Genomic DNA, 14901 nt, shown 5'->3' on the forward strand with positions numbered 1-14901 from the left:
GCGCTTGGGCCGGGACAGGTTTCGGACAGAACACCACGAATGCAACTCCTTCAATTGTCAGATATGGGCAGCGCGATACTTGCGCTGGCGGTTGTTGCGGGCATGTTCGTCATGTTCATGCGCGAGGTCTATCCGACCGAGGTCGTTGCCATAGGCGGCGTCTCGGTGATGCTGGTCACCGGCGTGCTTCCATACCAAAGCGCACTGGCGGTTCTGTCGAACCCGGCGCCCTGGACCATCGCGGCGATGTTCATCATCATGGGCGCCCTGGTCCGGACCGGTGCCCTGCACGCCTTTACAGCGACGGCGCAGAAACAGGCGCAGGTCAACCCGCGCATTGCCATCGGTTTGCTGATGGCATTTGTTGTCCTGGCCTCGGCGGTCGTCTCGAACACGCCCGTCGTCGTCGTGATGATCCCGGTGTTCATACAGATTGCCCGCACGTTGAATATTTCGGCTTCCAAGCTGCTGATCCCGCTCAGCTACGCTGCGATTCTCGGCGGGACGCTGACCCTGATCGGAACCTCGACGAACCTGTTGGTCGATGGTGTGGCCCGGGCACAGGGCCTGCCGGCCTTCACGATTTTCGAGGTCACGCCGTTGGGCATCATTCTTGTCATTTACGGCATGATTTACCTACGCTTCATCGCGCCGCGCCTTCTGCCCGAGCGTGACAGCATGGCAACCATGCTCAGCGATCGGTCGAAGATGAAATTCTTCACCGAAGCAGTCATTCCGCCCGACAGCAACCTGATCGGCCGTGAAGTGACCGGCGTGCAGCTGTTCAAACGTCCGGGCGTGCGGCTCATCGACGTGATCCGCGGCGACGAGTCGTTGCGGCGGAACCTGAAAGGGGTCGAACTGAAGGTTGGTGACCGCGTGGTGTTGCGCACGGAAATGACCGAGCTGCTGAGCCTGCAAAGCAACAAGGAACTCAAACGCGTTGATCAGGTTTCGGCGGTCGAAACACGCACGGTTGAGGTTCTGATCACCCCCGGTTGTCGCATGGTCGGGCGCACATTGGGTGCGTTGCGGCTGCGTCGTCGCTATGGGGTTTATGTCTTGGCCGTGCACCGGCGCAATCAGAATATCGGGGGGCAACTTGACGATCTGGTCGTCCGGGTCGGTGATACGCTGCTGCTCGAAGGCTCGCCGGCCGATATCAGCAAACTGGCTGCCGACATGGACATGGTCGACGTCACCCAGCCGTCGGCCCGCGCCTTCCGGCGCGGTCATGCTCCGATCGCGATTGCTGCGCTGATTGGGATCGTGGTGTTGGCGGCGCTTGGTGTGGCGCCGATTTTCCTGCTCTCGATTCTGGCGGTTGCGGTTGTGCTGCTGACGCGATGCATCGACGCGGACGAGGCGTTTTCCTTTGTCGAAGGCCGTCTGCTGGCGCTGATCTTTGCCATGCTGGCCATCGGGGCTGCATTGGACAGCTCGGGTGCGGTCACCCTGATCGCCAACGCGATTGCTCCGTCCTTTGCCAACCTGCCGCCGTTCCTGATCGTCTGGGCCATCTATCTGCTGACCTCTGTGCTGACGGAACTGGTCTCGAACAACGCCGTGGCGGTTGTCGTCACGCCGATCGCCATCGGTCTGGCGCAGGCTGTGGGGGTGGACCCCCGCCCGCTGGTGGTGGCGGTGATGGTCGCGGCCTCGGCCTCGTTTGCGACGCCGATCGGGTATCAGACCAACATGATGGTCTACGGCCCCGGTGGGTACCGGTTCACGGACTTCATGAAGGTCGGGATTCCGCTGAACCTGACGGTTGGATTGCTGGCTTCGCTGATCATCCCGTTCCTCTGGCCGCTTTGATCTCCGGCACGAATTTGCCGTTTGGAACTGAAAAACCTTGTAAAACGCGCTGATGTCCCGATCTTTTGTGCTGGAAACTGGTGACAAAGGGATCGGACAATGCAAACCGCAAAAAACCTGCTGGCAGGAACCGCGTTGTGGGCAGCCGTGTGGGGCGCCGCCCAGGCGGGGACCGTCGAGGGAACAGCCACATATCGCGAACGTATCGCGGTTCCGCCCGGGGCAACCCTGTTCGTCGAACTGCAGGACGTTTCACTGGCTGACGCGCCAGCCGTCACGCTGGCTGCGCAGCGCTATGCTTTGACGGGCGTGCCTGCCCAGTTCGAGCTGACTTATGACGACGCGTTGGTTCAGGATCGGCACCGCTATGTGGTGCGAGCCTCGGTGCATCAGGACGGCAAGCTGCTGTTCACCACCGATACCGCTTACCCGGTTCTGACCAACGACGCCGGAAACTCGGTCGATCTGGTCATGGTCAAGGTGCAGGAACGGGGTGCGGCGATGCTTGAGAACACGCAATGGACCGCAACCGAGGTGAACGGCGTTGCGCTGGACACCGAGAAACGCCCGCAGATTACCTTTGCCGAGGGCGGAGCCTTTGGGGGAACAGGCGGTTGCAACCGGTTCAGCGGACAGGCCGAGATAACGGGCAAGTCGATGTCCTTCCCCGACAACATGGCCGCCACCTTGATGGCCTGCCCGCCGCCGCTGGACGAGGTCGAGCGGGAATTCCTGGCTGCTCTGCCAAAGGTTGCAAGCTTTGTTCAGCGCGGGGACACGCTGGTTCTGCTTGATGCGGATGGAGAGCCGGTGCTGCAGTTCCGCCGCGACCAATAGCGCGCAAGGGCCGTCAGGCGACGGCCCTCGACCGCCCGGCATTGCGGCCCGAGAAGATGCATCCGCCCAAGAACGTGCCCTCAAGCGCGTTGTAGCCGTGATAGCCTCCGCCGCCGAACCCCGCGACTTCGCCGGCCGCGAACAGGCCGGGCACCACCTGACCATCGGCCCCGATCATCTGACTGTCCAGATTGGTCTGCAAACCGCCCAGCGTCTTGCGGGTCAGCACATGTAGCTTGACCGCAATCAGCGGACCGTTTTTCGGATCGAGGAACTTGTGCGGTTTGGCGGTGCGGATCAGCTTGTCACCGCGATAGTTCCGCGCCGCCAGTATCGCCATCATCTGAGCATCTTTCGAGAACGGATTGTCCACCTGTGAATCGCGGGCTTCGATCTGGGCGCGCAGATGCGCCTCGTCGATCAGGCCGCCGCCCAGATGGTTCATCCCGTTCACCAATTCGGTCAGCGTGTTGGCGACGACGAAATCCTCGCCCTTTTCCTTGAACGCTTCGACCGGCCCGGTGGCCTTCGACCCCGAAAGGACCCGCTGACGGATGACCTCCTTCCAACTGCCCGAGGTGAAATCGGGGTTCTGTTCCGACCCGGACAGCGCGAATTCCTTCTTGATGACCTTCTGGGTCAGAACGAACCAGCTGTATTCATAGCCGGTTTTCAGGATCTCGCGCAGGGTGCCCAGCGTGTCGAACCCGGGCAGGCAGGGGGGCTGCAGCCGGTTGCCGCGCGCATCGAACCACATGGAGCTGGGGCCGGGCAGGATGCGGATACCATGCGCGGGCCAGATCGGGTTCCAGTTGCGCACGCCTTCGGTGTAGTGCCACATTCGGTCGCCGTTGATCACGTGGCCGCCGGCCTTTTCACTGATCGCGATCATCCGACCATCCACATGGAAGGGCACACCCGCCACCATGTCCTTGGGCGGTTCGCCCAAGCGGTCGCGGGGCCAACTCTGGCGCACCATCTCGAAATTGCCGCCGATCCCGCCCGAGGTGACGATGACCGATGGGGCGTAGACCTCGAACTCGCCCACTTCGTCGCGGTTGGTCTTGCCGCCGCGCTGGGCCGCGTCATCGGCCAGAACCTCACCCGAGACGCCCTTGGCCTCGCCGTTCTGCATGATGATGTGGCTGACCTGATGGCGGAACTTCAACTGGATCAGGCCGGCGCTGACATGCTCGCGGACCCGGCGGATGAAATGCTCCAGCACACCCGGGCCGGTGCCCCAGGTGATATGGAACCGCGGGACCGAGTTGCCGTGACCGTCGGCATAGGACCCGCCGCGTTCCGCCCAGCCGACCACGGGAAACCAGCGCAGGCCCATCTGGTGCAGCCAGGGGCGCATCTCGCCGGCGGCAAATTCGACATAGGCCTCGGCCCATTTGCGGGGCCAGGCGTCCTCGTCCCGGTCGAACTGGGCGCTGCCCATCCAGTCGCGCAGGGCCAGGTCGCGGCTGTCGCGGATACCCATACGGCGCTGCTCGGGCGTGTCGACCATGAACAGGCCGCCAAGGCTCCAGAATGCCTGACCGCCCAGGAAATGCTCGGGTTCCTGGTCCAGCACGATCACCTTCTTGCCGCGGTCACCCAGTTCGGCTGCCGCGGCCAGGCCGGCCAGCCCGCCGCCCACGACGATCGCATCAGCAGTGTTTTCGGTCATGCTCTGTCCTTTCAGCGGTTGCGGTACCAGGCGATGAAGGGGATCGCGACGGCGTACATGGTGATCCCGTAGACGGCCGAGGGCAGGGCCAGCGGGCTGAAGCCGCTTTCGGTTCCGGTGATCAGGGCCGCCAGCGTGATGCCCAGGGTCGAGTTCTGGATGCCGGTTTCGATCGAGATGGTCTTGGCCTCATTCCACGACAGTTTCGCCGCCCGCGCCAGCCCCAATCCGATCAGCAGCAGCGCGAGGTTCAGCGAGATCAGCCCGGCGCCCATGATGCCCAGATTGTCGACGAACAGCTGCCAGTTTCCAGCCAGCGCGGCGATCACGATCAACACGAACAGGATGGTGGCCAGTTTGGAAAGGGGGCCGTCGATCCGGTTGGCAAAAGCGGTTGCAAAGTGGCGCAGGCCAACGCCGATGGCGACGGGCAGGGTGGTGATCAAGAACATCGCCAGCGCAAGACCGCTGATCGACACTTCAGGTGCGTCCTCGCCCATGAAGTGGTCAATCGACCAGGCCGCCAGAACCGGCACCGTGACGATCGACAGCAGGCTGATCACCGCCGTCAGGCTGACCGACAGCGCCACATCGGCCTTCGCCAGTTTCGACAGGATGTTGCTGGTGACGCCGCCCGGGCAAAAGCTGAGCAGCATGAACCCGACCGCAATCGCCGGCGGCAGCGCGAACAGCTTGACCGTGACGAAAGCCGCGACCGGCAGCAGAACGACCTGGCAGACCGCGCCGATCGCAAACGGATAACGCCGACTGATCACGCGCCGGAAATCCGCCGCCTCAAGCCCGATGCCCAAAGACAGCATGATGATGGCCAGCGAAACCGGCAGGCCCACGTTTATCAGAAGATCCAAAACAACCCCTCCCAAAGTCGTTTCGGTCCAACCTAAGCGCGCGGTCCCCGGTCAGGCAACCGCGCCGTTGGGTCACCCGTAGCGCTGGGCGAAACGGCGCAGGATTTCGCCGGGCTGCGTGACCTCGGCCGCGTGGCAGCGTTCGATCAGCGGCTGGGCGTCCTCGGGACGGAAATAGCCGTGGTCCTTGTAGATGTGGATGCGCTGCTCAAAGTCCTTGGCGTCGGCTTCGGGGTGGAACTGCGTGGCATAGACATTCTGGCCCCAGCGGATCATCTGGAACGGGCAGGGGTCTGACGCGACCAGATGCACGCAGCCCGCGGGCAGGGCCTGCACCGCCTCTTTGTGACCGACGAAGGCATCGAAGTCGGGCTCGAGCCCGGCGGTCAGCGGGTCGCGGGCGCCATCCTCGGTCAGGTGGCAGCGCGACGGGCCGACCGGCTCGCCATAGCGGTCCTTGCTGACCGGCGCGCCCAGATGCGCGGCCAGAATGCCCAGGCCATAGCAGCAGCCCATGAAAGGATGATCGTGCGCCGTGATCTGCGGCATCAGCCCCATGATCGCGCCCTCGATCCGGGCATCCATCTGAGATTTGCTGGCCGGGTCGTCGCTGACGCAGCCCGGCCCGCCGCCCACGATCACGCCAGCATAGTCGGTCACGTCAAGACCTTCGGGCAGGGCCTCGCAATCCAGACGGATGCGGTGGGTACGCTCGGGTGTCAGCCAGGACCGGTTCAGGATCGAGGCATATTCGGCGTCCGAGGCATCGGTCTCGGGGCGCAGCTGCAGGATCAGAAAGCGTTTCATGCGCTGCCCTTAGCGCGCGGTCCGGCAGTCACGCAAGCCCTCACAGCGGCCAGAACACGAGGATCGCCGGGACCGAAACCGCCACGATCAGAATTTCCAGGGGCAGGCCCATACGCCAATAGTCGCCAAAACGATAGCCGCCGGGTCCCAGCACCAGCGTATTGTTTTTGTGCCCGATCGGGGTGAGGAACGCCGCCGAGGCGGCCACCGCCACCGTCATCAGGAACGGGTCGGGTGAAACCTCGAGCGTGCGCGCCATCTGGATGCCCACCGGCGCGGCCACGATGGCGGTTGCTGTGTTGTTCAGCACGTCCGACAGCGTCATGGTCACGACCATCAGAACCGTCAGTATGGCCCAGGCCGGCAGGCCGTCGGTCAGTTGGACCAGCGCATTCGCGATCAGTTCCGTCCCGCCCGAGCTTTCCAGCGCGCTGCCCAGCGGGATCATCGAGCCCAGCAGAACCACGACCGGCCATTCGATCTGATTGTAGATCTCGGTAATCGGGATGATCTTGGTCAGCACATAGGCGATCACCACAAGCCCCAGCGCGATCGGCAGGTAGATCAGGCCGATGCTGGCGGCCAGAACGGCGGCGGCGAACAAGCCGATGGCCAGCCACGCCTTGTCATTTGCGGTCACATTCAGGCCGCGTTGGGCCAGAGGCAGGCATCCCAGCCACTCGGTCACGTCCGCGCCCCGGTCGCGGGGGCACAGCAACAGCAGGATGTCGCCCGGCTGCACCTCGGTCTTGCGGACCTGTTGGGTGATGCGCCGGCCCTGGCGGGAAATGCCCATCAGGATCGTGTTCTGCCGCCAGGCCAGCCCCAGCCCCTGTGCCGTACGGCCATTGATGCGGGCGCTTTCGGGCACGACGACTTCGATCACCTCCAACCCGTCGCCGGCAGCTGTCAGTAGCTCTTGCCGGCGGGCATCCGAGAAATCCAGGTTCAGCGCGGCGCGGAACTCGTCCAGCGCCTCAGGGCTGGCCTCGAGCACTAGCGCGTCGCCTTCCTGAAGGATCGCGTTTGCCGCGCGGCCATAGCGGCGCTTGCCGTCCCGGATCAGGCCGATGATGGCGACGTCGGATTTCTCGGCGACCTCGTCCAGCTCGGCGACGCGCTTGCCGATATGGGGTGACTCGGCCGGGATTGTCAGTTCAGCGATATATTCCGCCAGCGTTTCCGAACTCTCGGTCTGTTCGCCCCGGTTGGGGATCAGCCGCCAGCCGATCAGGGCGACAAAGGCCAGACCCGCGATGGCCGCCAGCCCGCCAACCGGGGCGAAATCGAACATGTGGAACGGCTCACCCAAGGTTTCCTGCCGGATCGACGCGATGATGATGTTGGGCGGTGTGCCGATCAACGTGGCCATGCCGCCCAGAATGGTGGCAAAGCTCAGCGGCATCAGCGTCAGCCCAACTGAACGTCCCGCCTTGCGCGCGGTCTGAATGTCGACAGGCATCAGCAGCGCAAGCGCCGCCACGTTGTTCATGAAGGCCGACAGAACCGCTCCGATCCCGCCCATCAGCGCGATATGCGCGCCCAGGCCCCGCGAGGCATCGACCAGCGTGCGGGTGATCAGGAACACCGCACCCGACCGCACCAACCCGGCCGAGACCACAAGCACCAGCGCCACGATGATCGTGGCCGGATGGCCGAACCCTGCAAAGGCTTTGTCAACCGGCACAACGCCCAGGATCACGCCGACCATCAAGGCGGCAAACGCCACAAGGTCATAGCGGAACCGCCCCCAAAGCAGCAGACCGAATACGGTAATAAAGAGTGCAAAGAGAATGATCTGATCTGTCGTCATTGGGCCACCATAAACGCGCTGACTGCACGAGCAAGCGGGTGTCTTGATCCTTTGCCCCTCAAACGTCTATATGTGCGCCGAATACGCAATCACGATTACGAGGACGCAACATGGCAGGCCACTCAAAATGGGCCAACATCCAGCACCGCAAGGGGCGCCAGGACGCCGCGCGGTCCAAGCTGTTTTCCAAGCTGTCGAAAGAGATCACCGTGGCCGCCAAGATGGGCGACCCCGATCCCGACAAGAACCCGCGCTTGCGTCTGGCGGTCAAAGAGGCCAAGTCGAACTCGGTGCCGAAGGACGTGATCGAACGCGCGATCAAGAAATCCCAGGCGGGCGACGGTGAGGATTACGAAGAAATCCGGTACGAAGGCTACGGTCCCAACGGTGTGGCCGTGATCGTCGAGGCGATGACCGACAACCGCAACCGCACTGCGTCGAACGTGCGTTCGACCTTTTCCAAGAATGGCGGAAACCTGGGCGAGACCGGCTCGGTCGGGTTCATGTTCGACCGGAAGGGCGAAGTGATTTATCCCGCGTCGGCGGGCGATGCCGACACGATCTTCGAGGCGGCCATCGAGGCTGGGGCCGAGGATGTGGAGAGCTCGGAAGACGGTCATATCATCTGGTGTGCGGATACCGACCTGAACGAAGTGTCCAGTGCGCTCGAGGCGACTCTGGGTGAATCTGAATCCACCAAGCTGGTGTGGAAACCCACGACCACCACCGAACTGGGCCTTGAGGACATGCAGCGCCTGATGAAGCTGGTCGAAGCGCTTGAGGACGATGACGACGTTCAGCGCGTGACCACCAATTTCGAGGCCACCGACGAGGTGATGGCGCAACTCTAAGCGCCGCACTCGGTTGTATTGGGAACCCGGCCGAACACGGCCGGGTTGCTTTTTTTTGCCTACGTCGCAGTTGGTCCTTGGCGCATGTGGGTCCTGCGCATACCCTTAGGGTTGAACCGCGCAGAAAGGAGCTGGCAGAGACCTTGCGACAGACAGGTTGGGGCCGGCACGACAGGACATGACAGGCAAATCCACGGAATTGGAGCGGCGGAATGTGCCGGTTCTGGCAAGCCAAAGCGTGCTGTCCCAGGTGGCGTGGACGATGGGCAGCCCTTCGATCGTCTTGCCGTTTCTGGCGGTCTCATTGGAAATGCCCATGTTTCTTGCCGGGGCGCTGGTTTCCGTGCGTCAGGCAGGCAACATGATTTCGGACATGTTCTTTGCTGTCCCTGTGTCCGCGAAGCAGCAGAAGAAACGTTCCATTGCCCTGACCGAGGTCGCGATTGGTGCGTGCCTACTGGCAGCCATCGTGGTTGCGGCGATCGGGGGCTCGCCCACGGTGGCTGCGGCTTTCGTCTTGGCCTTCTTTGCAATCGGCATGATCGAAGAGGTCCAGGCGCTAATGTTCACTGACCTTTGGGGGGATCACCTGCGCTCGAAATCCCGGATCTGGATGAGCTATCTTCAACTGGGGGCAGGGGGGCTTGGGGCCATCGGGCTGACATTGACGCTGCATCATCTGACTTCGGACAACCCGCCATTCTCGCGTCACTCGACCGTGATCGCGGTGTCTGCCGGGTTCTTTGTGCTGTCCGGATTGTCCATTCTTGCCCTTGCGGAACTGTCGCGGTCGCAACCCCAGGCGCAAACCGGTCGCCGAGCTGCGGGGCAGTTCCTGTCGGACGCTCGGGCCATGTTCGAATTCGCCTGGTTCCGGCGGTATCTGACCATGCGGCTGCCGCTGGTCGGGGTTTCTCTGTCGGTGCCGTTCTTTGCGTTGATCGCAGCCGAGGCGCATCATGGATCGGCAAAGGGGCTGACGGCGTTGATCATTTCGTCGGCGACCGGCTATCTGGTCGCCGCGCCCTTGTGGCAGCTCGTGAACATGAAGTCACACCGGGCGGTCATGGTGGCCGGGTCGTTGATGGTGGGGGTGACGGGCGTCGTTCTGGTTGCGGTTCACTATTTGCATCTTGACCACGACGTTCATCTGCACGCGATCGCCCTGTTCGTGGCGACCGTCGCGACAACCGGCATCGGCAGTGCGCGCAAGCTTTATTTCATTGACACCGCGCCCAAGGAACAGCGGGTCAAGGCGTCTGCCGCGATCAAGAGCATTTGCAGGCTCGTGGCGATTGTCGGGTCGGCCGGGTTGGCAGCGGTTGCGCATATGAACGAGGTCGCACTGGCCGTCGCTTTCCTCACCTTGTGCAGTTTTTGGTCCGCAATCGCATGCTATCGTCTGGTCACGCCGCAGCCGAAGGATGCGGAACGCGTCACCTGAGCCATCGATCACAGCATGGTGTTACGGGTTTGCCAGCACTTGCGCCGCAACTTTCCGGACCGCTCGCGTCAACGGTGAAAGCGCCGGTGCAAGGATACGCCCGACCTGCCAGGTCAGTGGCACATCCAGCGGGGTGTTGGGCACAAGCTCGCGCAGACGGCCATCCGCGATCGCGCTTTGGACCAGATGCGCGGGGTTCATCCCCCAACCCAAACCTGCGGCAGCAGCGACTACGAACCCGTGAGACGAGGGCAGAAAGTGGGTCGGCGGAGACAGCCGGCTACCCGTTTGCGCATGGATCCAGGCCTTTTGCAGGGCATCCTTCCTGTTGAAGGTCAGGCAGGGTGCCCGCGACAGGCTCTGAGCATTCACTCCGTCAGGGAACCAACGAGCCATGAACTCGGGGCTTGCCGTCGGCAGGTATCTGAGCGTGCCGAGGGCAATGGAATCGCATCCCGGGACGGTTTGCCCGCCCACCGAGATGGCGGCGCTGACATCCCCGCGCCGCAGCCATTCAGCCGAGTGATCCTGATCGTCGATCACAAGGTCAAACAGCATATCATCAACGGCTGCCATCGCGTCTATGAACCAGGTGGAAAGAACATCCGCCGGAACCGCGATCCTGACTCGGGTGGGGCCTGTGCCCTGTTCCAGCGAAAGCTCGCGATTGAGTTGCGCCTCAAGCAGGCCGATGTCTTCGGCATGGCGGGCAAGCCGCAAGCCAGCCGGGGTTCCGGTGCAGGGCGTGCCGCGGTGAATCAACGATACGCCGACCCGATCCTCCAGCGCCTTGATCCGTTGCGAAATCGCAGATGGCGTTACCGCCAGTTCCGCAGCGGCGGCGTCAAAGCTGCCATGCCGCAGAATAGCGGCCAACGCGGCCAGGTGATGTGGGTCCAAGTGCATTAGAAAGACTAATTATGGCTCATTTTCTTTAATTTGATACATGCGTATCTGTCGCGTAGTCAACGGACCTGAACAGGAGGATCCATGTCTACATCCGTCATCGCCGGCTTTGCGCTTGGCTTCAGTTTGATCCTGGCAATCGGCGCTCAGAATGCGTTTGTTCTCAGGCAGGGGCTCCGGCGCGAGCATGTTTTTGTGTTGTGCCTGACATGCGCCGTGTCGGACGCCATTCTGATCGCCGCAGGTGTCGCGGGCTTCGGCAGCCTGGCAACTGCGGCGCCTTGGTTCGAGCCGATGATGCGATACGGCGGCGCGCTGTTCTTGACGTGGTACGGACTGCGCAGTCTGGCGTCAGCCTGGCGCGGCGGCGCCGCGCTTGAGGTCGGAGAGGCGAAGCGTACAAGTCTGCGCGCGGCCTTGCTGACCGTTCTGGCCTTCACCTGGCTCAATCCGCACGTCTATCTGGACACGGTGGTGCTGATCGGTTCGATTTCGGCGCAGTATGAAGACCGGATGGGTTTCGCCATCGGCGCCATGTCCGCCAGTTTCGTTTTCTTCTTCACTCTGGGATATGGGTCCAGGGTGCTGTCTCCCATTTTCGCTCGGCCCAGGGCATGGCAGGTGCTGGATGTGCTGATCGGTATTGTCATGTTGGCGATCGCCTGGAAGCTGGTCGCAATGTAGAGGCTTGTTCGTCGCCGGGTTTCCGTGTTCAACCGGACCCATGACAACGATCGCCACCCAATCCCGCCCGCTTGCCGGAATGTTCTGGATGTTCAGCGCCGGGCTGTCCTTTGTGGCGATGACAGCCTTGGTCAAGTCTCTGGGTACCTCGATGGATCCGATTGAGGCTGCGTTCCTGCGGTATGCTTTGGGGCTGGTCTTTCTGCTGCCAGCCATGCGGGCGATCCTGACCACGCATCTGACCCGCCGGCATATCGCCTTGTTCGGATTACGTGGGGCCGTACATGCGGTCGGGGTCATGTTGTGGTTCTTTGCGATGACCCGTATCCCGCTGGCGGAAGTGACTGCGATGAACTACCTGACGCCGGTCTATGTGACCTTGGGCGCCGCGCTTTTTCTGGGCGAGACGATGGCCTTTCGCCGTATCGCGGCCGTGCTTGTCGCCATCGTGGGCGCTGTAATCATTCTACGACCCGGGTTCCGCGAGATTTCCGCCGGACATCTGGCGATGCTGGGCACCTCGCTGATGTTGGGGGGGTCGTACCTGCTGGCCAAAGCGATGGTGCAGGACGTGCGGCCTTCGGTCGTTGTGGCGCATCTGTCGATCTGGACGACGTTGTTTCTTATCCCTTTTGCGATCGCCGTCTGGACTCCGCCCAGCCTGCGCGACATCGGCGTGCTGTTCATGATCGCCAGTTTTGCAACGGCGGGGCACTATTTCATGACCTTGGCTTTGCAGGCTGCACCCGTCGCGGTGACCCAGCCGGTCACCTTCCTGCAGCTGATCTGGGCCACGCTTCTGGGTGCGCTTGTGTTTCAAGAGGGCATCGATATCTGGGTCGTCGCTGGGGGGACGCTGATCCTCGCAGCGGTCAGTTTCATAACCTGGCGCGAAGCCGTCCTGAACCGCAGTGGCTTGACCCCTCCAAGCCTTGTCCCCAAGCTGTAACCGCCCCGGAGCCCCCAAGGGCAACGTTATTGATTGACGAGTCAATAAAAAGCCCTTAGCGTTTGTTCTATTGAGACTAGGTTTGGGGGCGGTTATGCCAAAACTCGGAATGGAGCCGATCCGGCGCGATGCGATCGTCAGGGCGACGATTGCCGAGTTGGGGTCCAAGAAGTCCCTGGATGTAACCGTCAGTCAGATCGCCAAACGCGCCGGCATGTCCAGCGCCCTCGCGCACCATTACTTCGGGGGGAAAGACCAGATCTTTCTGGCGGCGATGCGGCGCATCCTTGGCGATTTCGGCGCCGAAGCCCGAACCGAACTGAAGGCCGCGGCCCCGGATCAGCGCGCCCAGGCCATCATCCGCGCCTGTTTCGCGCCGTCCTGCTTTACCCCCGACGTGATCGCCGCGTGGATGACCTTTTACGTTCTGGCCCAGACCAACGATGACGCGCTGCGCCTGTGGCAGATCTATCAAGCGCGGATCCGGTCGAACCTGATCCACGCCTTGCGCCCGCTGATGAAGGACCCGGTCGAAGCGGCCGAGAACATGATCGCTCTGATCGACGGTCTGTACATCCGCGCCGCTTTGTCCGCGCCCGAGGAACCGCAACTGGCGGTTACCCACGCCATGCGCGTCCTGACGACCTTGCTCGAGGCCGAAAAATGACACGACCCAACATTCTGATCCTGATGGTGGATCAGCTCAACGGTACCCTCTTTCCCGACGGTCCCGCCGAGTGGCTGCACGCGCCTAACCTCAAGAAACTGGCGGCGCGGTCGACGCGGTTTGCCAATGCCTACACGGCCTCACCGTTGTGTGCGCCGGGGCGGGCCAGCTTCATGTCGGGCCAGTTGCCCTCGCGCACGGGGGTCTATGACAACGCAGCCGAGTTCCGCAGCGACATCCCCACCTATGCCCACCACCTGCGCCGCGCGGGTTATTACACCTGCCTGTCGGGCAAGATGCATTTCGTAGGTCCCGACCAGTTGCACGGGTTCGAAGACCGCCTGACCACCGACATCTATCCGGCCGATTTCGGCTGGACCCCGGATTACCGCAAACCGGGCGAGCGCATCGACTGGTGGTATCACAACATGGGCTCGGTCACTGGGGCCGGCGTGGCCGAGATCACCAACCAGATGGAGTATGATGACGAGGTCGCCTATCACGCCAAGGCCAAGCTGTATGATCTGGCCCGTGGCAAGGATGACCGCCCGTGGTGCGTAACCGTCAGCTTCACCCACCCGCATGACCCCTATGTTGCGCGGCGCAAATTCTGGGACCTGTACGAGGATTGCGAGCACCTGCTGCCCGAGGTCGGCGATCTGGGCTATGAAAACCAAGATCCACATTCCAAGCGCATCTTCGACGCCAATGACTGGCGCAGTTTCGACATCACCGAAGAAGACATCCGCCGCTCGCGCCGTGCCTATTTCGCCAATATCTCGTACCTGGACGACAAGATCGGCGAGATCCTCGACGTGCTGGAAACCACCCGGCAGGAGGCGATCATTCTCTTCGTCTCGGACCACGGCGACATGCTGGGCGAGCGGGGCCTTTGGTTCAAGATGAACTTCTACGAAGGCTCGGCCCGGGTGCCGCTGATGATCTCGGCGCCGGACCTGCCGACGGGCCGCATCGACACCCCGGTTTCGACCATCGACGTGACCCCGACGCTGGGGGCGCTGGCGGGCGTGGACATGGCCGAGATTGCCCCATGGACGGATGGCGAAAGCCTCGTGCCACTGGCCAATGGCACCGAGCGTACGGCGCCGGTGTTGATGGAATACGCGGCCGAGGCGTCTTATGCGCCCTTGGTGTCGATGCGCTATGGCAAGTGGAAATACAACCGCTGCGCGCTGGACCCCGATCAGCTGTTCGACCTCGAGGCCGACCCGCACGAGTTGGAGAACCTGGCCGACAAGCCCGAGCACGCCGGCACGCTGCAGACCTTGCGTGCCAAGTTCGAGGCCCGTTGGGATCTGGACCGGTTCGACGCCGAGGTGCGCGCCAGCCAGGCGCGGCGCTGGGTCGTGTACGAGGCGCTGCGGCAGGGCGGCTATTACCCGTGGGATTATCAGCCGCTGCAGCAAGCGTCCGAGCGCTACATGCGCAACCACATGAATCTGGACAATCTCGAGGAAAGTCAGCGCTTCCCGCGCGGCGAATGACCTCTTTCGCATTTTGAAGTTACGCCCACCGGTGGCAACGCACGGGACATCCCGCGCCACCGGTCGGGACCAATGG

Annotated in this window: 13 protein-coding genes; 8 read left to right on the forward strand and 5 right to left on the reverse strand. The window is 62.7% G+C overall.

Translation table 11 applies throughout. From position 1 onward, the window contains the following. Nucleotides 1-39 precede the first annotated feature (39 nt). On the forward strand, nt 40-1818 hold the full coding sequence (locus ACR0IR_RS01930) for an SLC13 family permease (RefSeq protein ID WP_170364662.1): 1779 nt from the start codon (nt 40-42) through the stop codon (nt 1816-1818). A 99-nt stretch (nt 1819-1917) separates the two neighbouring features. Further along, the gene (locus tag ACR0IR_RS01935; protein ID WP_170364660.1) at nt 1918-2655 is read left to right on the forward strand and encodes a YbaY family lipoprotein; all 738 of its coding nucleotides are present in this window, start codon (nt 1918-1920) and stop codon (nt 2653-2655) included. A 13-nt stretch (nt 2656-2668) separates the two neighbouring features. Here the strand turns inward: ACR0IR_RS01935 and ACR0IR_RS01940 are convergent, their stop codons facing one another. From ACR0IR_RS01940 to ACR0IR_RS01955, 4 genes are all read right to left on the reverse strand, one after another. Beyond that, nucleotides 2669-4330, reverse strand: coding sequence for an FAD-binding dehydrogenase (locus ACR0IR_RS01940; RefSeq protein WP_170364658.1), 1662 nt, complete (start codon nt 4328-4330; stop codon nt 2669-2671). Nucleotides 4331-4341: 11 nt separating this feature from the next. Further along, nucleotides 4342-5199 (reverse strand): bile acid:sodium symporter family protein, encoded by an 858-nt coding sequence (locus tag ACR0IR_RS01945; protein WP_170340175.1) that lies wholly within the window; start codon nt 5197-5199, stop codon nt 4342-4344. Nucleotides 5200-5271: 72 nt separating this feature from the next. Further along, entirely contained in the window at nt 5272-6006 is a 735-nt protein-coding gene (locus ACR0IR_RS01950; protein WP_170364657.1) for a glutamine amidotransferase, read from the reverse strand. 40 nt (nt 6007-6046) lie between these two features. Then, nucleotides 6047-7819: an SLC13 family permease gene (locus tag ACR0IR_RS01955; RefSeq protein ID WP_170365637.1), complete on the reverse strand. Its 1773-nt coding sequence runs from the start codon at nt 7817-7819 to the stop codon at nt 6047-6049. Nucleotides 7820-7929: 110 nt separating this feature from the next. Here ACR0IR_RS01955 and ACR0IR_RS01960 point away from each other — a divergent pair, with 110 nt between their 5' ends. Both ACR0IR_RS01960 and ACR0IR_RS01965 read left to right on the forward strand, forming a co-directional pair. After that, nucleotides 7930-8670, forward strand: coding sequence for a YebC/PmpR family DNA-binding transcriptional regulator (locus tag ACR0IR_RS01960; RefSeq protein ID WP_170364653.1), 741 nt, complete (start codon nt 7930-7932; stop codon nt 8668-8670). A 178-nt stretch (nt 8671-8848) separates the two neighbouring features. Next, the gene (locus ACR0IR_RS01965) at nt 8849-10114 is read left to right on the forward strand and encodes a permease (RefSeq protein ID WP_170364652.1); all 1266 of its coding nucleotides are present in this window, start codon (nt 8849-8851) and stop codon (nt 10112-10114) included. 21 nt (nt 10115-10135) lie between these two features. Here the strand turns inward: ACR0IR_RS01965 and ACR0IR_RS01970 are convergent, their stop codons facing one another. Next, nucleotides 10136-11020 carry a LysR family transcriptional regulator ArgP gene (locus tag ACR0IR_RS01970; RefSeq protein WP_170364650.1) on the reverse strand — a complete coding sequence of 295 codons (885 nt, stop codon included), beginning with the start codon at nt 11018-11020 and terminating at the stop codon, nt 10136-10138. Between the two features lie 84 nt (nt 11021-11104). Here ACR0IR_RS01970 and ACR0IR_RS01975 point away from each other — a divergent pair, with 84 nt between their 5' ends. From ACR0IR_RS01975 to betC, 4 genes are all read left to right on the forward strand, one after another. Next, entirely contained in the window at nt 11105-11704 is a 600-nt protein-coding gene (locus ACR0IR_RS01975; RefSeq protein ID WP_170364648.1) for a LysE/ArgO family amino acid transporter, read from the forward strand. 40 nt (nt 11705-11744) lie between these two features. Then, nucleotides 11745-12653, forward strand: a complete 909-nt coding sequence (locus ACR0IR_RS01980) for a DMT family transporter (RefSeq protein ID WP_170364646.1) — start codon at nt 11745-11747, stop codon at nt 12651-12653. A gap of 94 nt (nt 12654-12747) precedes the next feature. Next, nucleotides 12748-13320: a choline-binding transcriptional repressor BetI gene (gene betI / locus ACR0IR_RS01985; RefSeq protein ID WP_170364644.1), complete on the forward strand. Its 573-nt coding sequence runs from the start codon at nt 12748-12750 to the stop codon at nt 13318-13320. After that, nucleotides 13317-14825, forward strand: a complete 1509-nt coding sequence (gene betC / locus ACR0IR_RS01990) for a choline-sulfatase (RefSeq protein ID WP_170364642.1) — start codon at nt 13317-13319, stop codon at nt 14823-14825. Before betI ends, betC begins: the two co-directional genes overlap by 4 nt. Nucleotides 14826-14901: the final 76 nt, after the last annotated feature.

The organism is Ruegeria sp. CF2 (assembly GCF_056537385.1).